22 protein-coding genes are annotated in these 24,839 nt (G+C 68.0%); 11 read left to right on the plus strand and 11 right to left on the minus strand.

Going from position 1 to position 24,839, the window contains the following annotated elements; genetic code table 11:
• Nucleotides 1–12: 12 nt before the first annotated feature.
• The 3 genes from AB0M24_RS34620 to AB0M24_RS34630 are packed head-to-tail and all read right to left on the minus strand — an operon-like array spanning nt 13 to nt 3,123.
• A complete protein-coding gene (locus tag AB0M24_RS34620; RefSeq protein WP_363777678.1) occupies nt 13–771 on the minus strand; it encodes a glucose 1-dehydrogenase in 759 nt (252 codons plus the stop codon).
• Nucleotides 771–1,967, minus strand: coding sequence for an acetyl-CoA C-acetyltransferase (locus tag AB0M24_RS34625; RefSeq protein ID WP_363777680.1), 1,197 nt, complete (start codon nt 1,965–1,967; stop codon nt 771–773). The genes AB0M24_RS34620 and AB0M24_RS34625 overlap by 1 nt, the downstream gene beginning before the upstream one ends.
• A 10-nt stretch (nt 1,968–1,977) precedes the next feature.
• Nucleotides 1,978–3,123, minus strand: coding sequence for an acyl-CoA dehydrogenase family protein (locus AB0M24_RS34630; RefSeq protein ID WP_363777682.1), 1,146 nt, complete (start codon nt 3,121–3,123; stop codon nt 1,978–1,980).
• Between the two features lie 92 nt (nt 3,124–3,215).
• Here AB0M24_RS34630 and AB0M24_RS34635 point away from each other — a divergent pair, with 92 nt between their 5' ends.
• Nucleotides 3,216–3,836, plus strand: a complete 621-nt coding sequence (locus tag AB0M24_RS34635) for a TetR/AcrR family transcriptional regulator (protein ID WP_363777683.1) — start codon at nt 3,216–3,218, stop codon at nt 3,834–3,836.
• Here the strand turns inward: AB0M24_RS34635 and AB0M24_RS34640 are convergent.
• The 3 genes from AB0M24_RS34640 to AB0M24_RS34650 all read right to left on the minus strand — a co-directional run bounded on the left by AB0M24_RS34640 (nt 3,829) and on the right by AB0M24_RS34650 (nt 6,756).
• Nucleotides 3,829–4,101, minus strand: a complete 273-nt coding sequence (locus AB0M24_RS34640; protein WP_363777684.1) for a GlsB/YeaQ/YmgE family stress response membrane protein — start codon at nt 4,099–4,101, stop codon at nt 3,829–3,831. The genes AB0M24_RS34635 and AB0M24_RS34640 overlap by 8 nt on opposite strands.
• An 85-nt stretch (nt 4,102–4,186) precedes the next feature.
• A complete protein-coding gene (locus AB0M24_RS34645; RefSeq protein WP_363777685.1) occupies nt 4,187–5,926 on the minus strand; it encodes a protein-arginine deiminase family protein in 1,740 nt (579 codons plus the stop codon).
• 50 nt (nt 5,927–5,976) lie between these two features.
• Complete coding sequence (locus AB0M24_RS34650) at nt 5,977–6,756, minus strand: sporulation protein (RefSeq protein WP_363777686.1); 780 nt, start codon at nt 6,754–6,756, stop codon at nt 5,977–5,979.
• Nucleotides 6,757–6,937: 181 nt separating this feature from the next.
• Between AB0M24_RS34650 and AB0M24_RS34655 the strand changes: the two genes are divergently transcribed.
• From AB0M24_RS34655 to secA2, 6 genes are all read left to right on the plus strand, one after another.
• The gene (locus AB0M24_RS34655) at nt 6,938–9,916 is read left to right on the plus strand and encodes a carboxyl transferase domain-containing protein (protein WP_363777687.1); all 2,979 of its coding nucleotides are present in this window, start codon (nt 6,938–6,940) and stop codon (nt 9,914–9,916) included.
• Nucleotides 9,917–9,926: 10 nt separating this feature from the next.
• Nucleotides 9,927–11,213 (plus strand): MFS transporter, encoded by a 1,287-nt coding sequence (locus AB0M24_RS34660; RefSeq protein WP_363777688.1) that lies wholly within the window; start codon nt 9,927–9,929, stop codon nt 11,211–11,213.
• A gap of 54 nt (nt 11,214–11,267) precedes the next feature.
• Nucleotides 11,268–11,588 (plus strand): hypothetical protein, encoded by a 321-nt coding sequence (locus tag AB0M24_RS34665; protein ID WP_363777689.1) that lies wholly within the window; start codon nt 11,268–11,270, stop codon nt 11,586–11,588.
• Entirely contained in the window at nt 11,585–11,977 is a 393-nt protein-coding gene (locus AB0M24_RS34670; protein WP_363777690.1) for a PIN domain-containing protein, read from the plus strand. Before AB0M24_RS34665 ends, AB0M24_RS34670 begins: the two co-directional genes overlap by 4 nt.
• Nucleotides 11,978–12,034: 57 nt before the next feature.
• Complete coding sequence (locus AB0M24_RS34675) at nt 12,035–12,865, plus strand: oxidoreductase (RefSeq protein ID WP_363777691.1); 831 nt, start codon at nt 12,035–12,037, stop codon at nt 12,863–12,865.
• 71 nt (nt 12,866–12,936) lie between these two features.
• The gene (gene secA2, locus AB0M24_RS34680; protein WP_363777692.1) at nt 12,937–15,222 is read left to right on the plus strand and encodes an accessory Sec system translocase SecA2; all 2,286 of its coding nucleotides are present in this window, start codon (nt 12,937–12,939) and stop codon (nt 15,220–15,222) included.
• Between the two features lie 303 nt (nt 15,223–15,525).
• Here secA2 and AB0M24_RS34685 read toward each other — a convergent pair whose 3' ends face one another.
• The 4 genes from AB0M24_RS34685 to AB0M24_RS34700 all read right to left on the minus strand — a co-directional run bounded on the left by AB0M24_RS34685 (nt 15,526) and on the right by AB0M24_RS34700 (nt 21,197).
• Complete coding sequence (locus tag AB0M24_RS34685; protein ID WP_363777693.1) at nt 15,526–16,638, minus strand: aromatic ring-hydroxylating dioxygenase subunit alpha; 1,113 nt, start codon at nt 16,636–16,638, stop codon at nt 15,526–15,528.
• Entirely contained in the window at nt 16,635–17,732 is a 1,098-nt protein-coding gene (gene solA / locus AB0M24_RS34690; RefSeq protein WP_363777694.1) for an N-methyl-L-tryptophan oxidase, read from the minus strand. Before solA ends, AB0M24_RS34685 begins: the two co-directional genes overlap by 4 nt.
• Complete coding sequence (locus AB0M24_RS34695; protein ID WP_363777695.1) at nt 17,732–20,119, minus strand: FAD-dependent oxidoreductase; 2,388 nt, start codon at nt 20,117–20,119, stop codon at nt 17,732–17,734. Before AB0M24_RS34695 ends, solA begins: the two co-directional genes overlap by 1 nt.
• Before the next feature lie 82 nt (nt 20,120–20,201).
• On the minus strand, nt 20,202–21,197 hold the full coding sequence (locus tag AB0M24_RS34700) for a DUF4037 domain-containing protein (RefSeq protein WP_363777696.1): 996 nt from the start codon (nt 21,195–21,197) through the stop codon (nt 20,202–20,204).
• Between the two features lie 103 nt (nt 21,198–21,300).
• Here AB0M24_RS34700 and AB0M24_RS34705 point away from each other — a divergent pair, with 103 nt between their 5' ends.
• Nucleotides 21,301–21,633: an MmcQ/YjbR family DNA-binding protein gene (locus AB0M24_RS34705; RefSeq protein ID WP_363777697.1), complete on the plus strand. Its 333-nt coding sequence runs from the start codon at nt 21,301–21,303 to the stop codon at nt 21,631–21,633.
• 29 nt (nt 21,634–21,662) lie between these two features.
• Complete coding sequence (locus AB0M24_RS34710) at nt 21,663–22,490, plus strand: hypothetical protein (RefSeq protein ID WP_363777698.1); 828 nt, start codon at nt 21,663–21,665, stop codon at nt 22,488–22,490.
• Here AB0M24_RS34710 and AB0M24_RS34715 read toward each other — a convergent pair.
• Nucleotides 22,475–23,245 carry an IclR family transcriptional regulator gene (locus AB0M24_RS34715; RefSeq protein WP_363777699.1) on the minus strand — a complete coding sequence of 257 codons (771 nt, stop codon included), beginning with the start codon at nt 23,243–23,245 and terminating at the stop codon, nt 22,475–22,477. The genes AB0M24_RS34710 and AB0M24_RS34715 overlap by 16 nt on opposite strands.
• A 120-nt stretch (nt 23,246–23,365) precedes the next feature.
• On the opposite strand from AB0M24_RS34715, the gene AB0M24_RS34720 reads away from it, so the two are divergent.
• Nucleotides 23,366–23,686, plus strand: a complete 321-nt coding sequence (locus AB0M24_RS34720; protein WP_363777700.1) for a bifunctional 3-phenylpropionate/cinnamic acid dioxygenase ferredoxin subunit — start codon at nt 23,366–23,368, stop codon at nt 23,684–23,686.
• Entirely contained in the window at nt 23,683–24,786 is a 1,104-nt protein-coding gene (locus AB0M24_RS34725; protein WP_363777701.1) for an FAD-dependent oxidoreductase, read from the plus strand. Before AB0M24_RS34720 ends, AB0M24_RS34725 begins: the two co-directional genes overlap by 4 nt.
• The last annotated feature ends 53 nt before the right edge of the window (nt 24,787–24,839 follow it).

The following is a 24,839-nucleotide window of genomic DNA, read 5'->3' on the forward strand; positions in this document are numbered from 1 at the left end:
CGTGTCCAACGATTAGACGATGACAGCGCCACCGTCGACGACGAGCGTCTCGCCCGTGACGTAGCCACCGGCGGGAGAAGCCAGGAAGACGACGGCCGCCGCCAGCTCCTCCGGGTCGCCGATGCGACCGGCCGGAAGTGCGGCCTGCATCTTCTCCAGGTAGCCGGGCGGGTACTGGTCGGTCATCTCCGAGGCGAAGAAACCGGGGCAGATCGCGTTGACCCGGATGCCCTTGCGCCCGGTCCACTGCTGCGCCAGATCCCGCGTCAGACCGAGCAGACCAGCCTTGGACGCCGAATAGGCCGCCTGCGGGATGCCACCGGTCACCAGCCCCAGAACGCTGGAGATGTTGATGATCGAGCCACCGGACTTCATCACGGAAGCGGCGGCCTGAGCCATCCAGTACGCGCCGTTGAGGTTCACGTCCATGACGCCGAGGAACTCCTCCGGCGTCTCCCGCGACGCCGGCACGGCCGACGCGACACCGGCGTTGTTCACCAGCACCGCGACCGTGCCGAACTCTGCGGCCGCACGAGCCACCTCGCGGCAGTCGTCCGGCTGCGAAACGTCCGCCTGCACAACGAGAGCGCGACGACCGACCGACTCGACGAGCGCGGCCGTGTCCTTCAGCTTGTCCGCACGACGAGCCGCCAGCACGACGTCCGCACCGGCCTCGGCGAGACCCTTGGCGAACGCGACGCCCAGACCCGAGGACGCGCCCGTGACGATCGCGACCTTTCCGTCGAGGCGGAACTTGTCCAGGATGCCCACTACGAAAGCCTTTCCAGGATGATCGCCATGCCCTGACCGCCACCGACGCACATCGTCTCAAGACCGAACTGCGCGTCGCGCGCCTGCATGCCGTTGATCAGCGTCGTCATGATCCGCGCGCCGGTCGAGCCGAACGGGTGGCCCAGCGCGATCGCGCCACCGTGCACGTTCAGCTTGTCGATGTCAATGCCGAGCGCCCGCTGCGACCCGAGCACCTGCACGGCGAACGCCTCGTTGATCTCCACCAGGTCGATGTCCGAAATGGACAGACCGGCGTGGCTCAACGCCTGCTTGGTGGCGTCGACCGGCCCGAGGCCCATGATCTCCGGCGACAGCCCGGACACGCCCGTGGACACGATGCGCGCCAACGGGGTCAGCCCGAGCTCCTTGGCCCGCGTGGAGCTCATGATCACGACAGCGGCAGCGCCGTCGTTCAACGGGCAGCAGTTGCCCGCGGTGATCGTGCCCTCTGGCCGGAACGACGGCTTCAACGAAGAAACAGCCTCGTACGTGACACCGGCACGCGGGCCGTCGTCCGTGGAGACCACGGTGCCGTCGGGAAGAACAACCGGCGTGATCTCGCGGGCGAAGAACCCGTCCGCGATCGCCTTCTCCGCGAGGTTCTGCGACCGCACGCCGAACTCGTCCTGGTCGTGCCGCGAGATCCCCATCTGCGTGGCGACGTTCTCCGCCGTCTGCCCCATCGCGATGTAGTAGTCGGGCAGCTTGCCTTCGAGCCGCGGGTCGGTCCACGCCACGTTCGACGCGGCCGTGGCCTGAGTCCGCTGCTGCGCCTCGTCGAACAACGGGTTGAACGACGGCACACCCGAGTGCATGTAACGAGAAACGCACTCGACACCGGCCGAGATGAACCCGTGCCCCTCCCCCGCCTTGATCGCGTGGAAGGCCATCCGCGCGGTCTGCACCGAAGAGGCGCAGAACCGGTTCACGGTCGTGCCGGGCAGGTTGTCGTGCCCGAGCTGCACGGCGACGCGGCGCGCGATGTTCTGCCCGTGCTCGTCCTGCGGCTCGGCACACCCGAGGTGCAGGTCGGTGATCTCCGAGGCCGGAATGTCGCCCAGCGCCGCCGAAATCACCTGCGCGGCCAGGTCGTCCGGCCGCAGTGAAACCAGAGAACCCTTGCGCGCACGGCCGATGGGCGAACGCGCGGTGGAGACGATGACTGCTTCAGCCACAAGACACCCCTTACAGGCCCAGTTCGCGGCCGATGAGTTCCTTCATGATCTCGTTGGAGCCCGCCCAGATCTTCGTGACGCGGGCGTCCATCCACGCGCGAGCGACGCGGTACTCGGTCATGTAGCCGTAGCCGCCGTGCAGCTGCACACAGGCGTCGATGACCTCGTTCTCGACGTCGGCGCTCCAGTACTTCGCCTGCGCCGCCTCGACCGAGGTGAGCTCGCCGCGCACGTGCTGCATCGTCAGCGTGTCGACGAACGCCTGCGTGACGTCGAGCTTCGTGCGCAGTTCTGCCAGCTGGAACTTGTTGTGCTGGAACTTGCCGATCGCCTGGCCGAAAGCCTTGCGCTCCTTGACGTACTCCAGCGTCTCGTCGAAAACACCCTGCGCGTGCGCCAGGTTCGAGATGGCGCCGCCGATCCGCTCCTGCGGCAGGCGTTCCATCATGTAGATGAAGCCCTGGCCCTCCTCGCCGATCACGTGCTCCTGCGAGAGGCGCACGTCGGAGAAGAACAGCTCCGCGGTGTCGGACGGGTGCTGGCCGACCTTGTCGAGCTTGCGGCCGCGCTCGAAGCCGGGCATGCCGGTCTCGACGGCGAACAGCGTGATGCCGCGCGCGCCCTTCGAGGGGTCGGTGCGCGCCGCGACGACGATCATGTCGGCGGTGTAGCCGTTGGTGATGAACGTCTTGGAGCCGTTGAGGATCCAGTCGGACCCGTCCCGCACGGCGTTGGTCTTCAGCGCGGCGAGGTCGGAGCCACCGGAGGGCTCGGTCATCGCGATGCCGGTCTTGATCTCGCCGGTGCACATGCCGGGCAGCCAGCGCTGCTTCTGCTCCTCGGTGCACAGGTCGACGAGGTAGGGCGCCACGACGTCGCCGTGGATGCCCAAAGAGGACGCCACCGCGGCGTTGACCCGGCACAGCTCCTCGGCGAACACGGTGTTGAACCGGTAGTCGTTCGCGCCCGAGCCGCCGTACTCCTCGGGAATCTCGAGGCCGAGCAGACCCTGGCGGCCGGCCTCCAGCCACACGTCCCTGTCGATCACGCGCTGCTCGATGAACTTCTCGACGTTCGGCGTGATCGTGCGCTCGACGAACGCCTTCGCCGACTCCCGGAACGCGGCGTGATCCTCGTTGAACAGCGTCCGCTGCACGACTACCTCCATACTAAGCGGTTGCTTAGCGCTAAGCGCCCGCTTAGCGTGCAGTACGATTCATCACCTGTCAACACGCGAGGAGCGGGCCCATGACGACGACCGGACTGGACGAGTTCGCGCTGCTCGACGAGACCTGGCGCGCCGTCACGCCGGATGCCGCCCGCCGCATGCTCATCGCAGCAGCGCACGCGTTCGCAGGCAAGGGGTATCACGCCACGACCACGCGTGACATCGCCTCTCTGGCCGGAATGTCCCCCGCCGCGGTGTACATCCACTACCGGTCCAAAGAGGAGCTTCTCTTCAACATCTCCCGCGTGGGCCACGAACTGTCACTCACCGCGCTGTCGTCGATCGAAGGCCGTGACGCGACGGAACGGCTGCACAACGCGGTGAAGTCGTTCGCGAGCTGGCACGCGGAGTTCCACACGACCGCGCGGGTGGTGCAGTACGAGCTCGGCGCGCTCTCCCCGGAACACCACGCGGAGGTGGCGGAGCTGCGCCGGCAGATCGACTCGACGATGCGGTCGTTCATCGCGGACGGCGTCGAGGAGGGCACCTTCGACGTGCCGGACCTGAAGGGCGCGACGCTGGCCGTGCTGTCGCTGTGCATCGACGTCGCGCGCTGGTACCAGCCCGGCGGGAAGCGGACCCCGGACGAGATCGGCGCGCTGTACGCCGACCTCGTCCTCAGGATGGTCCGGCCTAACTGACCGACTTGCGGCCGTACATGCCGGCCACGACCGAGACACCGACCGCGGCGACGATGATCTGGACGATCACCTCGATCCAGTCGATGCCCGGCGTGTCCTGCACCCCGAGCAGCCGCGCGATCCACGACCCGATGAACGCGGCCGCGATGCCGACCAGCAGGGTCAGCCAGATCGGGATGTTCTGCTTGCCGGGCGCGAACAGCTTGCCCAGGAAGCCCAGGATCAGGCCGATGATGAGTGCGCCGAGAATGCTCTCGATGGTCACGGACGCCTCCTCCGCTTCTCCCCGCTGCTCACGGGGATCTCTCAGAAAATCATCCCGTCGATCGTCACGGTCCGCAGCGCGAGAACTACCGGCTCCACCAATCGGCCCTGGTCGGGTCGTGCAGCGCGTTGGTGACGCAGTGCACCTCGCCCTGCCGCTCGTGCGCGAACTCCCAGTCCTCGATCCACTTGACCTGCACCGGAGTGCCCGCAAGCGCTTGTTCGGTGACTGTTTTGAAGAGGTCGGTGCCGTTGATGCGCGGTCCGTGCGGTTCCGGTGCGCCGAAGATGTTGCCGTCGAGCGAGATTCCGTTCGGGATGCCCGGTGAGAAGGTGACGAGCCTCTGTTGAGGTGCCTCCCTCAGCTCGCGCCTGAGCCGATCCGGCTGGGGCTGCTCGAACAGCACGGGCACGCGGACGAGATCACGTTCGGTGAGCCCGGTTTCCTTCAGCAGCACGGCGACCTGCGCGTCCAGGTGCCCGGCCGCGATCTCGTTCGGCTCGGTGAACCACTGTTCGGCCAGCGACCGGTCGATCGAGAAGTCCCAGCCGTGTGGCAGGTCGTTGAACAGCATCTCGCCGCCGTGGCCGTCCTTCGACGCCTGGCGCAGCAGGCTGATCGCGAGCCTCGGATCAGCGACCATCAACGTCCAGCCGCGCGCGTTGCGGGCCGGGATGACGTGCACGGTCTCGTCTGCGTGGCCCACGATCAGCCACGACGTGTCGATCACGACCGGATCCGCGTACTGGGAGTCGATCAGCTTGGTGAACGTCGGATCCGGCCTGCCCTCGGGCGTGCTCCCGTACAGCGGCCTGCCGAGCGGGAAGCCGCGGTAGGGCGGCAGGCTCTCGAAGTTGCCGGTGGAGTTGAGCGTGTCGCGGCTGGTCGTGACGTCGCGCTGGGTCGTGTACTGCTGCACGACACCGACGTCCGGGCCGCGCAGCGCGCTGAACACCACCCGGCCGCCCACGCGCAGCATCGCCGGGTGCGGGCCGTCCCAGTCCTCGCGCGCGGGCTTGTAGTTGGGGCTGCGCAACAGGATTCGGATGATCTTCGGCCCGGTGGGGCCGGGCATGCTCGCCGTGGTGGGTTCGAACATGTCCTGGAACCACGGATCCGCGTTGTCGTGGGTGGTCGTTTCGGGCGCGGCCTTCTTGAGGTCCGCGAGGAACTTGTCGTACCCGAAGTCGTAGTCGCGGGGTCCTGGACGAGAGGTGAGCACCTGGCGCGGCGGTTTCAGGTCGCTCTGCAGGATCAGCGGCGCCACCCGCAACCGCACCGAGGTCGTGCCGAGCGACACCGTGACGACGCCGTTCCAGACGGCCTTGTCTCGCACGACATCGCGGCCCTCCAGCCCGAACTCGGCGCCGTTGCGGAGGTCTTGAGCGGTGATCGTGCCGCTGTCGCCGAGGGACGCCCACGTGCCGGCGTGCTTGATCCACAGCCTGGCGTACCTGCCCTCACCGGGACCGAGCGAGAGCGTGGTGTCCTTTGTGGCCCTGCCCGGCATGATCCGCAGCGGCGCGAAGTCCTCGGCGTCGAGCGGTCCGTTCACGACGTCGTCCTGCGCGTCGTTGCACGCCACGAGCCGCTCGTCGACCGCGAGCTCCTCGTCGCGCAGGTCGGCCTCGGTGACCTGGCAGCGCTTCGCGTCGTCGTCGAGGTTGGGCAGGAAGATCGCGGGATCCTTGCCCGTCCGGTCGGCCCAGCCGACCCTGCCGTCGCGGTTCGCGTCGGCCAGCAGCACGGGTCCGGGTGAGGCGATCGCGGGGGCCGCGCTGAAGATCAGGCCTGACACCACGCTCACCACGGCAAGTCCCCGCACGGCAAAGCCTCCACGTACTTGATCAAGTACGTGGAGGCTAGCGGCGTGGACTACCAGCGGCTACCGGAGACCTGAGCCATCCACTGGTTGATGGTCGCGGTCCAGTCGGTGGCGACGGCCTGCTGGTGCGAGACCGCGAAACGACCGTAGGCGTCGCCGCCCGCGCGCAGCAGCCCGGCGCGCTTGTCGGCCTCCAGCACCACGTGCAGCTCGTGCGGCGTCGTGACGAAGGTCAGCTCGACCTGCTTGAGGCGGCCGGAGAACTGCGGCGGCGGGTAGAACTCGATCTCCTGGTAGAAGGGCAGCTCCTGCGGCACGCCGTAGATGCGGCCGCGCTCGTTGTCCGCCTTGGTGAAGCGGAAACCCATCTGCCCGAACGCCTGCAGCACCGCGTCTTGCGACGGCAGCGGGTGCACCCAGATCGGGTCGAGGTCACCGGGGTCGACCGCGCCGCGGACCTCGAGCTCGGTGCGCAGGCCCAGCTGCATGCCGGACAGCTGCATGCCGCCGACCACGTTGAGCGGGCACTCGAACGGCACCGGGATCTGGAACGGCAGCGAGAGGTTCTGGTGCGGCTGGGCGACGATCCGCTGTCCCACGGAGAACTTGTGGAACTCCATGTTGGTGTTGTACTCGTTGTCGCCGCTCTCGACCTCGACGCGGGTGAGCAGCGCGAGCGTGACGTGGTCGATCTCGGCGGGGTGGTCGCCACCGGCGATGCGCACCTCACCACTGAGCAGCTCGCCCGGACGCACGTTCGGGTTGGTCAGCACCGTGTCGACAGTCGGCCCGCCCACGCCGAACGCGCGCATCATCCTCTTGAACACCACTGCGGCCTCCTGAAGCCACTCGCAACTTTGCGGGGAAGTCTGCCTGCTGAATCGCCCGAAAGCGGTGAAGCGTTCCGTGGACGCCTCAACCCCCCGATCGGTTCCGTATGGACTTCCGTTGACTTCAGATGGCAACATGCGACCGCCGTCACATACTAAGCGGTCGCTCAGGAGGATTGCCGTGCTGCTCGTCGCCAACCGGGGTGAGGTCGCCGTCCGCGTGCTGCGCGCGGCTGCTGACCTGGGTATTCGCACTGTGGCGGTGTACGCGGAGGACGACGCTTCCTCGCTCCACGTCACGCTCGCGGACCGTGCGGTCGCACTGCGTGGACCCTCGCCTTATCTGGACGTCTCACAGATCTTGGACGCCGCCGCCGGGTGTGTCGCGGTGCATCCGGGGTGGGGATTCCTGTCCGAGAACGCCTCATTCGCGCGGGCTTGTGCGGCGCGCGGGCTGACGTTCGTCGGACCGTCTCCCGAGGTGCTGGAACTGCTGGGCGACAAGCGGCGGGCCAGGGAGCTGGCCGCGTCGCTGGGCATCCCCGTACTGGACGCTGTGCCCGGCGAGTTCCCAGTGATGGTCAAGGCCGTTCTGGGTGGCGGCGGCAAGGGCATGCGGGCGGTGTACGCGCCCGAGGACCTCGACAGCGCTGTCGAGGCGTGCCGGGCGGAGGCGCTCGCGGCGTTCGGGGTCGGGGACGTCTACCTCGAACGGTTGATGCCCTCCGCCCGGCACATCGAGGTCCAGCTCGTGGGAACCTCGGTGATCGGCGACCGCGACTGTTCGCTGCAGCTGCGGCACCAGAAGGTCGTGGAGATCGCGCCCGCTCCCCTGCTGGATCCGGTGCTGCGCAAGGCTTTGCACTCGGCCGCCGCCTCACTGGCCTCCGCTGTCGGGTACACCGGCGTCGGCACGGTCGAGTTCCTGGTGGCCGGCGACTCCTTCTACTTCATGGAGGCGAACCCGCGGCTGCAGGTCGAGCACACCGTGACGGAGATGGTGTCCGGTGTGGACTTGGTGCGCACGCAGCTGCTGCTGGCTTGGGGCGGCGACGTCGACTACACGCCCTTTGACCGAGGTTCGGCCGTGCAGGTGCGCGTGAACCAGACTTCCGGCGGGGTGCTGTCTTCGTTCGCGTTGCCTTCCGGTCCTGGCGTGCGCGTCGACACCCACGGCTACGTCGGCTATCGGGTCGGAACCCGTTACGACGGCCTGCTCGCGAAGCTCGTGACGCACGGCGAAGACCTCGACGTGGCCCTGAACCGCGCTCGTCGTGCGTTGCGCGAGTTCCGCGTCGAGGGCGTCTCGACGAACCTGGACTTCCTCTCGTCGTTGCTGGCTCAGGACATCGTCGGCGCCACCACAGACTTCGTGGTCGAGGAACCGGTTGACGGCATGCGGGCTCCGTTGGCGGGCACTGTCGTGGACGTGTCCGCTGACTCCGTCGTGCTGGAAGCGATGAAGATGCAGCACGTGGTCCGGGTGTCCGGTGACGTGCTCGTGTCGGTCGGCGACACGGTCTCCGAGGGCCAGCTCCTCGCGTCCGGTGTCGGCGAGTCCACTGAGGACTCTCTTCAGGTCGATCTGGACGAGGTTCGCCCGGACCTGGCCGAAGTGCTGGCACGACACGACTTCTCCCGCCCCGAGTCAGAGGCCCGCCGTCACGCCACCGGCGGCCGGACGGCCCGCGAGAACATCGCCGATCTCTGCACCGACTTCGTCGAGTACGGCGGCCTGGCGATCGCCGCCCAACGCGCCCGCCGGTCGCTTCCGGAGTTGATCGAACGCACGCCCGCCGACGGCATGGTCGCGGGCATCGGCGTCGTCAACGGCCAACGGATCGTGGCGATGTCCTACGACTACGCGGTGCTCGCCGGCACGCAGGGCTTGCGCAACCACCAGAAGAAGGACCGACTCTTCGCGTTGGCCCAGCAGGAGAACCTGCCGGTGGTCCTGTTCGCGGAGGGCGGCGGTGGACGTCCCGGCGACACCGACCACAGCATGGTCAGCGGCCTGGACTGCGGCTCGTTCCACGCGTTCGCGACGTTGAGCGGCCAGGTTCCGCTGGTCGGCGTGGTCGCGGGACGATGCTTCGCGGGCAACGCGGTGCTGCTCGGCACGTGCGACGTGATCATCGCCGTCGAGGGCGCGAACATCGGCATGGGCGGGCCGGCGATGATCGAGGGAGGCGGCCTGGGCGTCTTCCGGCCGGAGGAGATCGGGCCGCTGGACGTCCAGATCCCCAACGGCGTGGTGGACATCGCGGTGGCGTCGGAGGAAGAGGCCGTCGCGGTGGCGAAGAAGTACCTCTCCTACTTCCAAGCTCCCGCAGGCGTCCCCCGCGAAGGGGGACCCCTTGATTCAATTATCCCAGACGACACCGACAATTTTCGGTGCGCCGATCAGCGCCTCCTCCGCCACGCCATCCCCGAGAACCGCCTCCGCGCCTACGACATCCGCAAGGTCATCGACACCCTCGCCGACACCGACAGCGTTCTGGAAATCCGCAAGGGCTTCGGCAAGGCCATCGTCACCGCCCTCATCCGCGTAGAAGGCCGCGCGATAGCCCTGATCGCCAACGACCCGAACATCCTGGGCGGCGCGATCGACGCCGACGCAGCCGACAAGTGCGCCCGCTTCCTCCAACTGGCGGACGCCTTCGACATCCCGGTCGTCTCCCTCACCGACACCCCGGGCTTCATGGTCGGCCCCGAAGCCGAACGCACGGCCACCGTCCGCCACCTGACCCGCATGGTCGTGACGGGCGCCAACCTCACCGTCCCCTTCGGACTGGTCATCCTCCGCAAGGCGTACGGCCTGGGCGCCCAAGCCATGGCAGGAGGCAGCCTCAAGGTTCCGCAGTTCGCCCTCTCCTGGCCCACCGGCGAGTTCGGCCCGATGGGTCTCGAAGGCGCCGTGAAACTCGGCTTCAAGAGAGAACTCGAGGCCATCGACGACCCGCAAGAACGCAAGCTGCGCTACGACCAGATGGTCGAAGCAGCGTACGAACACGGCAAAGCGCTGAACGTCGCCAGTGTCTTCGAGATCGACGACGTGATCGACCCGGCCGACACCCGCCGCTGGATCGCCACCGCGCTCGCCCCCACGACTTCCCGACAGCACAAGGGGAAGAAACGCCCGTTCATCGACACCTGGTAAGGGAGACGCCGTGGTCAGTGTTGCCCCGGAACAGAAGACCCTGCGCAGGCTGATGGCAGCCGGACTCGTGGGAAGCTCCCTCGAGTGGTACGACTTCTTCATCTACGCGACCGCCGCGGCCCTGGTTTTCCCCAAACTGTTCTTCCCCGAGGCGACGCCGATCGTGGCGCTGCTGCTGAGCTTCAGCACGTTCTGGGCGGGCTTCATCGCGCGCCCGATCGGCGGCCTGGTCTTCGGCCACGTCGGTGACAAGGTCGGCCGCAAACCCGCACTGGTCATCTGCCTCGCGCTGATGGCCGCCGCGACGTTCCTCATCGGCGTCCTGCCCACGACGGCGTCCATCGGCGTCGGCGCACCGATTCTCCTGGTGCTCCTGCGTTTCCTGCAGGGCATCGCGGTCGGCGGCCAGTGGGGCGGCGTCGTCCTGCTCCTCACCGAGTCGGCGGGGCCGAACCGCCGGGGCTTCGCGGGCACGTTCGGTCAGGCGGGCGTCCCGATCGGCGTGCTGCTCGGCAACATCGCCTTCATCAGCGCCACCACATCCCTCTCGCCGGCGGCGTTCGCGTCGTGGGGGTGGCGCGTGCCGTTCCTCGCGTCCGCACTCCTCTTCCCTGTGGTGCTCTTCATCCAGATGAAGGTCGAGGACAGCCCGGTATTCCGCGAGCTGCAAGCCAAGCGCGCGGACGCACCGGCTCCCGCACCGCTGAAGGAGGCCCTGCGCACCCACCGCAAGGCGATCCTGCTCGGCGCGGGCCTGATGTTCGCCTCCAACGCGATCTTCTACGTCTCGATCGCGGGCGTCCTCTCCTACGCCACCTCGACCCTCGGCCTCAGCCGCGAGTCGGTGCTGATCGTCAGCCTGCTGTCGTCGATCGTGAGCATCCCGGTGATCCTCTGGGCGGGCCACGCCTCCGACCGCATGGGCCGGCGGCCGCTGATCATCGCGGGCGCGATCGGGCTGACGGTGTGGGCGTTCCCGTACTTCCTGCTCGTCGACACGGGGTCGCTCGTCCTGCTGTTCGTGGCCGCGACGGTCGGAGGCATAGCGTCCTCCCTCGTCTACGGCCCGATCGCCGCGTACCTGGGAGAGCTGTTCGAGCCGCACGTCCGCTACTCGGGCGCCTCGCTCGCCTACCAGCTGGCGTCGATCCTGGTCAGCGGCGGCACGCCGTTCATCATGACCGCGCTGCTCGGAGCGACGGGCACGTCGATGTCGGTGTCCGCGTTCCTGTGCCTGATGGGTCTGGCCACGTTGTTCTCGGCGCTCAAGCTGCCCGAGACGCACAAGGTCGTTTGACCCCGGCTCGCTTGGTGCTACCCTAGTAGCACCAAGCGAGCTACCATGAGAAACATGGCGGTGGAGAAGTTGAGCGTGTCGATGCCCGGCGTAGTGGTCGCCAGGGCGAGGCTCGCCGCGGACCGGGCAGGGATGCCGCTGTCCGCGTGGCTCACGGAGGCGGCGGCCGCGGCGGCCGACCTGGCCGAGGCCCAGGCGGCAGCCGAGGACTACGCGTCGCACTACGGCGAACCGGACCAGGCCGAGCTGGAGCAGATCCGCGAGGAACTGGCAGCCGCCGGCGTCGGCACGCCCGAGTCCGCGGCGGACACCGCGGCGCGGCAAGCCGCGCTGGCACGACTTCTCGGGCTGCCGGACGAAAGGCAGGCCAGGTGAGCACTCGGGGCATCGTCCTGGACGCGGGTGCGTTGATCCACGTCGAAGGCAACCCACGCGGCCGCGTTTACGGCGCCTGCCGAGACGCCCTGGACAACGGCACCCGCGCCCTGCTTCCGGCCGTCGTGCTCGCTCAGGTGTGGCGTGGCAGCGCCCGGCAGGCGCCCGTGGCGATGCTGCGCCGGATGTGCAAACCGGTCCCGTTCACCGACGACGTGGCGGAAGCGGTCGGCAGGCTGCTCGCGCTGGCCGGCACGTCGGACGTCGTGGACGCGGCGGTCGTCATCGCCGCGTTGAGCCACAACTGTGCCGTGCTCACCTCAGATCCGGGCGATCTCGGCAAGCTCGCCGACGCCGCCGGGGCGAAGGTCCCGCTCATCACCGTTTGACCCCAGCACCTCTGGTAACCCTTGGTTCAGAACTCAAACCTGAATCGGGGGAAGCGCGTGTCCGAGAAGGTCTGGCTCATCACCGGCGCCAACAGCGGCTTCGGCCGCGCCATCGCCGAAGCCGCGATCGCGGCAGGCGACAAAGTAGTAGCCACCGCCCGCCGCACCGAAACGTTGGACGACCTCGTCCGCGCCCACCCGCGCCACGTCGTCCCGGTCCAGCTCGACGTGACCGACCACGACGCCATCGGGACCATGGTCGCCAACGTCATCGCCGAAGAAGGCCGCATCGACGTCCTCGTCAACAACGCGGGCCGCACCCACGTGGGCGCCGTCGAGGAGACCACCGACGAGGAGCTGCGGTCGCTCTTCGACGTCCACCTGTTCGGTCCGGCCGCGCTGACGCGTGCCGTTCTGCCTCATATGCGCGCACGCAAAGAAGGCGCCATCGTGCAGATGAGCAGCATCGGCGGCCAGCTGTCGTTTGCGGGCTTCGGTGCGTACAGCGCCACCAAGTGCGCCCTCGAAGGGCTATCAGAGGCCCTGGCCGACGAGGTCAAGTCGTTCGGCATCAAAGTCCTCATCGTCGAACCGGGCGCGTTCCGCACGAGCCTGTTCGAGAACGGCAGCGGCTCCGCCGACACCGAGATCTACGCCGACTCCGCGGGCAAGACCCGGCAGATGGTCGAGGCGACCGCGGGCAAGCAGCCCGGCGACCCCGACAAGGCCGCCCAAGCCATCCTCACCGCCCTCGACGCCGCCGAGACCCCGCTCAGGCTGCCACTCGGCGCGGACGCCACCGGCGGCATCCTGGACCACCTCAACCAGGTCAAAGCCGAGCTCGAGCTCTGGGAGAAGGTCTCCCGCGAGACCCAGTTCGACGGATGAACCGGACAAATCGATCCTTCACTGTCAAGACCTCTGCGGAACCCTGAGGCGATGCCGTACGTTGCTGCGTCGTGACCACTCTCATGGCGCGCTTCAAGCAGCGGATGCGCCGGTTCGCGCAGAAACCGGCGTCGGTTGACCTCGCCCCGTTCTCGGCACTGCTGAAGGACGTGGAGAAACACGCGGACACCTTCAAGGCGTTCAGCGACGAGGAGCTGACGGCACACGCCGCGAAGCTGCGCGAGGAGAGCGACGACCCGGAGCTGGTGGCTCTCACGCGAGAGGCCGCCGAGCGCGCGATCGGGCAGCGTCCGTTCGACGTGCAGGTGCTGGGCGCGCTGGGCATGCTCAGCGGGCTCGTCGTCGAGATGGCCACCGGTGAGGGCAAGACGCTCGCCGGCGCCATGGCCGCGGCCGGGTTCGCCATCAAGGGCAAGCGCGTCCACGTGGTCAGCGTCAACGACTACCTCGCCCAGCGCGACGCGGAGTGGATGGGGCCGCTGTACCGGCTGCTCGGCGTCACGGTCGGCTGGCTCAACGGCGGCTCGAAGACCGAGGAGCGCCGCGAGGCCTACCAGTGCGAGGTCACGTACGCACCGGTCAGCGAGATCGGCTTCGACATCCTGCGCGACCGGATCGTCACGAAGCCCGAGGACCTGATCGTCCCCGAGCAGCAGGTGGCGCTGATCGACGAGGCCGACTCGGTGCTCGTCGACGAGGCCCGCGTGCCGCTCGTGCTCGCCGGTTCGACCAGCGCCGAGGCCGCCGACCCCGTGATCGCGGACCTGGTGAAGCGCCTGCGCCAGAACCTGCACTACGAGATCGACGACGAGGAGCGCAACGTCTTCCTCACGGGTGCGGGCTCCGAGGCCGTCGAGCGCGCGCTCGGCGAGATCGACCTGTACTCGCAGGAGCACGTCACGTCCACGCTGTCGAAGGTGAACGTCGCCCTGCACGCGCAGGTGCTGCTGCACCGCGACGTGGACTACATCGTGCGCGACGGCAAGGTGCACCTGATCAACGACACGCGTGGCCGTGTCGCGAAGCTGCAGCGCTGGCCGGACGGTCTGCAGGCCGCGGTCGAGGCCAAGGAGAACGTCCAGACCACGGAGTCCGGCGAGATCCTCGACTCGATGACGGTGCAGGCGCTGATCTCCCGCTACCCGACGCGCTGCGGCATGACCGGTACCGCGGTCGCCGTCGCGGAGACCCTGCGCGAGTTCTACGAGCTCGAGGTGCTCGTGATCCCGCCGAACAAGGAGAACATCCGCGAGGACGAGCACTTCCGCCTCTACGCGACGCTGGAGCAGAAGGAAGACGCGATCGTCGAGGAGATCAAGAAGGTCCACGAGACCGGGCGGCCGATCCTCGTCGGCACGCTCGACGTCGCGGAGTCCGAGCGGATCTCCTCCAAGCTGCGCGACGCCGACATCGAGTGCGTGGTGCTGAACGCGAAGAACGACGCCGAGGAAGCGTCGATCATCGCCGACGCCGGCTCGTACCAGCGCATCACGGTCTCCACGCAGATGGCCGGTCGCGGTACGGACATCCGTCTCGGTGGCCACGAGGGCGAGGACCACGACCGGATCGCCGAGCTGGGCGGCCTGTACGTGATCGGCACGGGCCGGCACTCGTCCTCACGCCTGGACGACCAGCTGCGCGGCCGCGCCGGACGTCAGGGCGACCCCGGCGGCTCGGTGTTCTTCTCCTCGCTGCACGACGAGCTCATCACCCAGTACGCGCCCGACGCCGAGGATCCGTCCGAAGTGGACGGCACCGGCCTGGTCGAGGACAAGGGCCTGATCTACACCTTCGAGCACGCGCAGCGCGTCGCCGAGGGCGTGAACCTGGAGATCCACCGCAACACGTGGCGCTACAACAAGCTCATCGAGCACCAGCGCGACCTGCTGCTCAAGCACCGCGACGTGGTGCTGAGGACGGACGCGGCGCTCGAGAAGCTCGGCGAGAAGGAAGGCGTGTCCGACGAGGTGGCCGGTGACGCCGCCCGCAAGATCACGCTCTTCTACCTCGACGACCTGTGGACGCACCACCTCACGTTCCTGTCGGACCTGCGCGAGGGCATCCACCTGCGCGCGCTGGCCCGGCAGAACCCGCTCGACGAGTTCCACCGCGAGGCCATCCCGGCGTTCAACAAGATCGTGCCGGAGTCGTGGGAGCAGGCCTCGGACAAGTACGAGGCCGCGAAGATCACCGACGACGGCTACGACCTGTCGGACTCCGGCGTGAAGCGCCCGAGCTCGACGTGGACGTACCTGGTGCACGACAACCCGTTCGGCTCCGGGCTCGAGGAGACGATGAAGGGCCTCGTCAAGATGGTGCGCGGCCAGCGCCGCTAACCGTTTGGCACCAAGTCATCCGCAGGTCTGGCGGGCCGGGGCAATGCCTCGGCCCGTCTGTCTGTTCTTGACGTCGCCGTGGTCATCTCCTCGGTGAGGGCTCTGATCTCAGCGAGGATGTCCAGGTGCTCCTGCGACGGCGGCGGGCCAACGAAGTTGGACCTGTTGTGCGCCGTCCGTTCCGCCCGCTCGGCCAGCTGCCGGATGCGGCGGAGGAGATCGTGCTCCCCGTCCGGGAGCAAGAAGTCCGTCTGCTCCATCACCCGTGCAAGCTTTCGCGTGCACGGGTGACCAGTCGATCCCCTAGTCGGCTGATTCCAGTTTCTGGACGAGCCACTCGTGGAACCCGCCGATGTGGTGCTCAGAGGGCACCAACACTCCTCCGCGCGCGTACGCACGAGAGGACATCGCGGGTTGACAACGCTCACAGGCTTCGAAGTCCTGCTCGTTCACCCGGTGGAACAGCTCGACCGAGCGAGAGACGTCACGCCCGGTGTCGACCACTTCCTTTGCGTACAACCAATCGCACTCGACGATCGTCCTGTCGACCGCGACCGGGTACATCCGGTGCAGGATCACGTGGTCCGGCACGAGGTTGATGAAAACCTGCGGCTTGATGGTGATCGCGTAGTACTTCCGGTCGCGATCCTCTTCCAGGGCCGCAAGTTTTTCGAAGCCCTCGCTGCCGTCGACGGTGAAGCCCTTGATCTCGTCACCGAACTCCGCGCCGTGCCCGACGTAGTACTGCGCGGCGTAGCCGTCGGCGAACTCGGGCAGCACCTCGGTGAGCTCGGGGTGGATCGTCGCGCAGTGGTAGCACTCCATGAAGTTCTCGATGATCAGCTTCCAGTTGGCCTTGACGTCGTAGACGATTCGTTTGCCCACGGACAACTGGTCGATCTCGTAGCCGTCGATGCCCTCGAGCGAGCCGAGGCGTTCCGTCACAGCTGACAGCACGTCGTCCTCGAAGCTCGGCGGGTCGTCGGCGAGGTTGACCCAGGCGTAGCCGAGCCATTCCCTGAGGTGCACTTTCGTCAGCCCGTACTCGACGCGGTCGACGTCCGGCATCGAGGTGAGGTTCGGCGCGGCGATCAGCTTGCCGTCCAACGCGTACGTCCACGCGTGGTACGGGCACTGGAACGCCCGCTTGACGCTGCCCGCCTCGTCGACGCAGATGCGCGCGCCGCGGTGCCGGCAGACGTTGAGGAACGCGTTGAGCGCGCCGTGGCGGTCCCGCGCGATCAGCACGCTCTCCCGCCCCACCTGCACGGTGCGGAAGTCGCCGGGGTTCGCGAGGTCGCCCGACTTGACCGCGCAGAACCACATCTTCTCGAAGATGGCGGCTTGCTCCTGCGCGAAGATGCCCGGGTCGGTGTAGTAGCGGCCCTCAAGGGTGGAGATCAGGCTGCCGGTCATGCGTGGCCTCTCAGGCGAGCAGGGTCGAAAAGGGCGATCGGGTGCCGGGTGGCCCCGTCTGTGACGAGGTCGGCCAGGATCTCGCCGACGACGGGCACGAACTTGAAGCCGTGCCCGGAAAAGCCGCACGCCACTGTCACGTTGTCGTGGCCGGGGTGTTTCGCGATGACGAAGTGCCCGTCCGCGGTGTTGGTGAACATGCAGGTGGCGGCTCGCTGGAAGGTGCCCGTGATCCCGGGCATTCTGGGTTGCACGTAGTCCGTGATGTGCCGGACCTCGTGGTCGTGGACCGTGCGGTCGATCGTGTCGGGTGTGCAGGTCTCGCCCTCGCCGAAGATCGCGATCTTCACCGCGCCGTCGAGCTCGGGAAAGCCGTAGAAGGTGCCTTCCCGTTCCCAGATGTAGACCGGGTGGCCGGTGAAGTTCTCCTTCGGGGTGAAGAAGAACTGGACCTGACGTTCGACCTCGAACGTGATCTCGAGGTCTCGCAACAACTCCGGCGCCCACGGTCCCGGGCACACGACGACGTGCTCGGCCTCGTAACGGTCTTTCGTCGTCGTGACCGTGCCGGCTTCCCAGTGCGTGACGGGTTCCTCGAAGTGCAGCTCGGCACCGGCCTTCACGGCCAGGTCGAGGTGCGCCTTCACCGACTTCTCCGGTACGACGAGGCCTGCTCCAGCCTCGAAGAGCGCGACCTCGTCGTCAGCCGGGTGCATCGTGGGGAAGCGGGCCCGGATCTGGTGCGCGTCAAGCAGTTCGTGCTTCAGCCCGTACTGCTCGGCGCTCACCCGGCTGCCGCTGATCGTGCGGCTTTCCTTTGCACCGACCAGAATCCCGCCGACGCGGTGGAAGACGTGCTCGCCGCTGTCGTGCTCGATCTGGTCCCACATCTCGTGCGCTCGCAGCAGCAACGGCACGTACGCCGGGTCCTCGAAGTAGGCCTGCCGCGTGATCCGCGACCCGCCGTGGCTCGACCCGTGCGCGTGCACGGCCGTGTGCTTGTCCAGTCCCAGCACGCGTTTCCCGCGCTGGGCGAGCCGGTACGCGGCGGCACTGCCCATGCCGCCGAGCCCGATGACGATGACGTCGTACATCACCCCCGGAGCCGCTTCATCTCCGGGTCGAACAACGGCTCCTGCGCCGCACGCGCCTTGACGCGCTCGCCGAAGTACTCGATCTCCACCTCGTCGACGCCCTCGGGCAACCACGCGTAGGCGATGTTCAGCCCAGTGGTGTAGCCGTAGGCCGCGCTCGTGACGTACCCGACCGGCTTCCCCTGGTGGTAAACGGGTTCGCTGCCCATGACGACGCTGTGCGGGTCGTCGATGGTGAGGCAGGTGAGCTTCTTGTCGCTCGTGCGCTTGTCGAGCGCCTCCTTGCCGAGGAAGTCCTTGTCCTTGCGCACGGCGAACCCGAGCCCTGCCTCGAACGGGTCGTGCTCGTCGGTCATGTCAGCGCCCCACGACCGATAACCCTTCTCCAGCCGCAGACTGGTGAACGCGCCGCGCCCGGCCGCGATGACGCCGAGCTCCTGGCCCGCCTCCCACAACGTGTCCCAGAGCTTCGGACCGAGGTCCGCCGTCGTGTACAGCTCCCAGCCGAGCTCGCCCACATAGGACAGTCGCAGCGCGGTCACCGGAACGTTCTTGATGAACGCCTTCTGCCCGGTGAAGTAGCCCTTGGCCGTGTCCAGCGTGTTCGGGATCCGCTCCACGAGGTCGCGCGCCAACGGTCCCCACAGGCCGATGCAGCACGTGCCGGCCGTGATGTCCCGGAGGAAGACGTCGTCCGGCGCGTGCTTGGTGAGCCACGCGAGGTCGAGGTTGCCGTTCGCGCCGACCTGGAACGTGGTGTGGTCGAGGCGCGCGATCGTGAGGTCGCTGCGCACGCCGCCCGTCTCGTCCAGCAGCAGCGTGTAGACCACGGCGCCGGGCTTGCGGTTGAGGTTGTTGGTCGTCATGCGCTGCAGGAACTCCAGCGCTCCCGGCCCGCTGACCTCCAGCCGCTTCAACGGTGTCATGTCGAACATCGCCACGCGCTTGCGCGTCACCAACGCCTCGGCACCGCAGATCGGCGACCAGTACCGGCTGGCCCACTCCCCGCGCTCCGGCACTTCCGCGACCTCGGGCAGCGACGCGTTGGCCTCGTACCAGTGCGGCCGCTCCCACCCGGACGCCTCCAGGAAGAACGCGCCCAACGCTTTCTGGCGTTCGTAGAACGGGCTCGTGCGGATCGGCCGCGGGCTTTCCATGGGCTGCAACGGATGCAGCACGTCGTAGACCTCGACGAAGTTCTGGCAGCTGCGTTCCAGCACGTAGTCCGGCGCCAGCTGCACCTGCTCGAACCGGTTCAGGTCGCTGGAGTGCAGGTCGAGCTCCGGTTGCCCGTCGACGATCCACTCGGCCATCGCCTTGGCCACACCGGCGGAGTGCGTGATCCACACCGCCTCCGCGACCCAGAACCCCGGCAGCCCGGGGTGTTCCCCGAGCAACGGCATCCCGTCGCTGGTGAACGAGAACAGCCCGTTGAACCCGCGATCGAGCCCGGCCTCGGCGAGCGACGGGATCAGCTCGACGGCCGCATCCCAGGACGGCTCGAAGTCCTCCTTGGTGAACGGCTCCTCGGACCCGGTGATGTCGCGCGCCGCGATGGGCATGGGACGGTGGCCGTACGCCCCGATTCCGAGCGCCTCGCCGTGGGAACGGAAGTAGAGATCCGCGTCTTGATGCCGCAGGATCGGCTGCCGCGCCAAGGATTCCGTGCTGATCGCCGCCGAACCGCCCGCCGCGGCCACCACATCTCCCGTGAACGCGTACTGGTGCGCCATCGGCACCAGCGGAATGGTCAGCCCGACCATCTCCCCCAGCACCGGCCCCCACATCCCCGCGCACGACACGACGATGTCTGCGGGGTAGCTGTCGGTCTCGGTCCGCACCCCGGTGACCCGGCCCCCGGCGGTCTCGACCGCGACGACCTTCTGCCCGAACTCGAACCGCGCCCCGCGCTCGATCGCCCGCCGCGCCTGGATCTCCGCCGCCAGCACGGGCTTCGCGAGCCCGTCGCTCGGAATCAGGAACCCGCCCAGCACCTTGTCCCGGTCGACCAGCGGGTGCAGCGCCGCCACCTCGTCCGCGTCGATCAGCCGGCTCTCCACACCCCACGACGTGGCCCACCCGTGCCGCCGCGCGAGGTCGGCCAAGCGCGTCTCGGTCGTGGCGATCTCCAACCCGCCGATCTGGTCGAAGCACCCGAGCCCGGTGTACTTCTCGACGGTGTAGCGCGCGAAGGCCGTCATGCTCCGGCAGGAGTTCGTCTGGAACACGAGCCCCGGCGCGTGGCTGCTGGAACCGCCGGCGGCGAGCCACTGGGCCTGGTCCAGCACCGTGACGTCGGTGAATCCCCGTTCGGTGAGCTCGTCGGCCAGCGCACAACCGACGATCCCCGCCCCCACGAGCACCACGCGAGGCACCTCTCCAGGCATCTGGAACACCCCTTCGCCGCCGTTGCGCGGAACGGAACCTGTTCCGCTATCTGCAACAAGGTGCGTCCAGTGCGTCCTGCTGTCAATACCGCCGTTCGGGCATCCGGGGTTTGACGCTCGGTGAAACCGGGCATTGAGGGAGGTTCAGCGCGTCCACGAACCGCTCGGTGCCCAGAACCCGGTACGGCCGGTCGTGGAACAGACGGGTGCTGGGATCTACCGGCTCAGTCAGCCCGGCTTCGTTGTGGAGACGTGCGACGAACTCGTACGCCTCCACCAGGTACCGCTCCCGAGTCCGCCAGTCGGTGGCCGCCAGCACCGCCGTGAGCACCGGCCCCAGCGCCGGCCCGCAGGGCAGGTGAGCGAAGGCGGTGCCGAACCACTTGCCGTACGGCGGGTAGACGCGGCCGAGCAGCAGGCACAGGCACATCAGCTCGCGGACCAGGCGCGCGGCGATGACGGCGGACCCGAGCTCGTCACCGACGTCACCGCTGCGGCCCATGAACGAGTCCTCCTCGCCGATGCGCCGCCAGTGCCCGGCCATGACCTGACACCACACGTCGTCCGGATACCAGGCCAGCTTCCGCCGCACAGCTTCGAGCCCCAGCCCGTCGTGGAAGACCGCGCCGCCGGTGACCTCGGCGAACAGCTGGCTGGGCACCAGCCAGTCGACCTCGCCGAACGGGTCGAAGCCGAGCAGACCGGCCAGCCACTCCCCGGGCTCGGCGACGACGACGCCGTGCTGAACAGGCCCATCCGGCGGCCGCATGTGCAACGTTCCGCGCTCACCCGTCGGCACCAGGTTCGTCGAGTACCCGGCGATGGTGGCGGGGAGCTCCCTGGCCAGCACGTCCCGTAGCGCGGCGGCGTGCCCAAGATCGTCAGCGGCCAGGAACAGCTGCAACCGCGGCCCCCAGTCGTGGTCGGTCGACTGCTCGGTGTCGAACCCCAGGACCTCGGAGCCAGGCCCGATCAACGCCGCTGTGTGGACCAGTCCGGGAAAATGCCGCTCCAGCAACGGACGGACGGCCTCGCGGTAGAAGCGGCCGGACAGCTCCAGCCCCGGGATGTACGGCATGGGGAAAATCGTGGGGGCGAAGGCACCGAGTCCGCGACCGAATTCGGGCGGGGCTTCCATTCGTACAAGGCGTCCGGCCAGTCAGGCCTCCACCATGGATCGCATGCCTACCTGGGACGAAGTCGTCGACACCGCCAAGCGCCTGCCCGAGGTGGAGGAGTCCACCTGGTACCGGACCCCGTCGCTGAAGGTCGCCGGCAAGGGGTTCGCCCGGCTGCGGTCCGAGGCGGAGGGCGGGCTCATGCTCCTGTGCGACCTCGACGAGAAGGCCTCGCTGCTGGCGAGCGGCGACCCGGCGTTCTACACGACGCCGCACTACGACGGCCACGGCTCGATCCTCGTCGACCTGGAGAAGGTCGACGAGAGCCAGCTGGCCGAGCTGATCGAGGAAGCTTGGCGGATCAGGGCACCGGCCAAGCTCAAAATGAGCAGCTAGAGGCTGCCGCCGTCGCGCACAATCCGCACATGGAGTCCGCGACCCTGCACACGATGGCGCGCAGGTACCTGATGAGCCGCACCGACAAGCTGCACGCCGAGGCCGCCAGGGCTCCCAAGATGCCCAGCCTCAACGGCGCACACCCCGGTTACACCGAAGAAGAGAAGCGGATCTTCCCCCGGTTCCACGTCGTGAACGCGATGCTGAGCGCGGTCGAGCGCCTCGACCCCGAGGACCTGCCACCGCTGAGCCAGGTCGCGTCGACCCTCTCCATCGCCGCCTCGACGGCGCAGTCGATCTTCACCACGGATCGCGACCCGATCGCGACCGAGGCGGGCGCCGCCGAGCGCGAGCTGTTCCGCCGGGCGATCAAGGGTTGGCTGGTCTCATCGGACGTCGACGTCGAGCCGCTGCCGTACCGCCGCGTCTTCAGCGACGAGGAAGCGGCGGGGTGGCGTCGCGGCCTGGAGCGGAGGTGGGGCGTGCACCAGACCCTGTGGCACCCGCTGATCAGCGAGGACGTCCCGGAGGACGTGCTCGTGCTCGACTCGCTCGCGATGTGGGACGGCGGTGGGATCGAGCTGGTCCGCGAGGCACTGGCGGCCCTCGGCGTGCGCAGGGTGACCGAGATCCGCGAGTTCGGCGATCCGGGGGCACGGCTCGACCTGGAGCTGCTCGTACCGACCTACGACGGAGCCGAGGGCTACTGGACCGACGACACCCTCGACTGGCTCGTCTACGCCTCGCACGAGCAGTCGGTGGCGTTCGGCGGCACGCTCGCCGAACGCCTCCGCACCTCCTGGCCGAACCTCGCCGACTGGGCCTACGTCCCGCCGTGGGGTCAGCCGGCGAAGTAGCCGAGCTGCGCCGAGAGCTCCTGCGCGGCCGACGACATCGCGGGAACGATCTCCTCGACCCGTTCCCGCGACAACCGGTACGACGGCCCGGACGCGCTCATCGCCGCCACGACCTCACCCCGGTGCCCGCGCACCGGCACGGCCACCGCGTGCAACCCGAGTTCCAGCTCCTCGTAGCACGCCGCGTACCCCTGCTCCGCGACCGCTTCCAGTTCCGACAAGAGCCGCGAAGCGTCCACGACGGTGTTCTCGGTGTACGAGTCGAGCGGTAACGACACGAGCCGCTTGCGCTCGTCCAAGGGCAGGTAGGCGAGCAGGACCTTGCCGGACGACGTGGCGTGCAGGGGTGTGCGCTGGCCGATCCAGTTCACGGCCGACACAGCCGCGGAGCCGCGGGCCTGGGTGATGTTGATGGCGACTCCGGCGTCGTGCACGGCGATGTTGACGGTTTCGCCGAACGAGTCCGCGAGCGTCTGGCACACGGGCTGGCCGAGCTTGGTCAGGTCCATGCGGCCGGTGGCGGCACCGGCCAGGCGGACGACGCCGAAACCGATCGCGTACTTGCCTCTCTCCCCGAGCTGCTCGACCAGGCCACGCGCCTCCAGCACGGAGACGAGTCTCGACACCGTGGACTTGTGCACACCCAGCTCACCTGCGATTTCGGTGATACCGGCCTCGCCCTGGGCCAGTAGTTCGAGCACGCTGATGGCTCTGTCGACGGACTGCACCTGAGCTGCCGAGTCGGAGTTGCTCATCGCGCAACAGTAACCGGCAGGCAAAACAACCTGCTGGCCTCTTGACGAGAAGTCGCCGGAGCCGCACATTGTGTTGCGTCATTCGGAACGCGTGCCGCGTAACGCAACGGAGGCCCGACGATGATCCGCGCCTGCGCTCTCATGGACCTGCCCCCGGGAGAGGCGGTGCGCATCGTCGGCCCTCATGCCCCGATCGCGGTGTTCAACGCCGACGGGGTCCTCTACGCCATCGACGACACCTGCAGCCATCAGGACGCCTCCCTCAGCGAGGGATGGCTCGAAGGCTGCTTCGTGGAGTGCCCGCTGCACGCCGCGTCCTTCGACCTTCGCAGCGGCGAGCCGACTTGTCTGCCCGCCAAAAGACCGGTGAAGACCTATCCCGTCTTTGTGGAGGATGGAGTGGTCTATGTCGATGTCGAGGTGAACAAGGACGTGGCGTGAGGACGATCGCGATCATCGGCGCTTCGCTCGCCGGTTTGAGGTCGGCGCAGGCACTGCGCCAGCAGGGGTACGACGGACGGATCGTCATCGTGGGTGACGAGATCCATCTCCCCTACGACCGGCCTCCTCTCTCGAAGGACTTCCTCCTCGGCAAGGTCGAGGCGGTGCCGCTCGCCGACCAGGAGGACCTCGACGCGCTCGACGCCGAGTGGCGACTGGGCAGCAGGGCCACCGGCCTGCTCTCCACCCAGGAGATCGCGCTCGCCGACGGCACCACGGTCGCGGCCGACGGCGTCGTCATCGCGACCGGCGGTATACCGAGGACGATCTCCAATACACACGTCCTGCGCACCCTCGACGAGGCCGTCAAGCTCCGCGACGCCATCAACAACGCCCAGCACGTCGGCGTCATCGGCGCGGGCTTCATCGGCGCCGAGATCGCGTCGAGTGCGCGCGCCCTGGGCAAGGACGTCACCGTCGTCGAGGCGCTCCCCACGCCACTCACGCGTGTACTGGGAGCCGAGATGGGCAGTGCATGTGGACAGCTGCACGGCGACCACGGATCAACGTTGATTACTGGAATCAATGTTGACTCAGTCAACGTTGACGGCCAAATCAACCTCGGAGATGGACGCAAGGTTGACGCCGACGTCGTCATCGCGGGCATCGGCACGCGCCCGGCCACGGACTGGCTCGCGGGCGGACCGGTCAAGGTCGACAACGGCGTCGTGTGCGACGCGGGCGGTGTCACGAACGTGAAGAACATCGTGGCCGTCGGCGACGTCGCGAACTGCGCGGGTCATCGCGCCGAGCACTGGACGTCCGCCACGGAACAGGCGCAAATCGCCACCCGCAACTTGCTGGCCGGCGAGACCGTCGCCACGCACACCAACGGCGGCTATGTCTGGTCCGATCAGTACGGAGTGCGAATCCAGTTCATCGGACGGGCGACGAACGACGTCCGCGTCGAAGATGGGTCCATCGAGGACAGGAAGTTCGTCGCGACCTATCGAGACGGTGACAACCCGGAAGATGTCGTTGGCATCATCGCAATGAGCAACGCGCGCATGTTCACCCGCATGCGCAGGAACCTCAGATAGCGACGGTCGTCACGGTTTATCGCCACCGGCGACCGGCTATACCCCAGTGTCCT

The organism is Lentzea sp. NPDC051838, assembly GCF_040681245.1.
Taxonomy (GTDB): Bacteria; Actinomycetota; Actinomycetes; order Mycobacteriales; family Pseudonocardiaceae; genus Lentzea.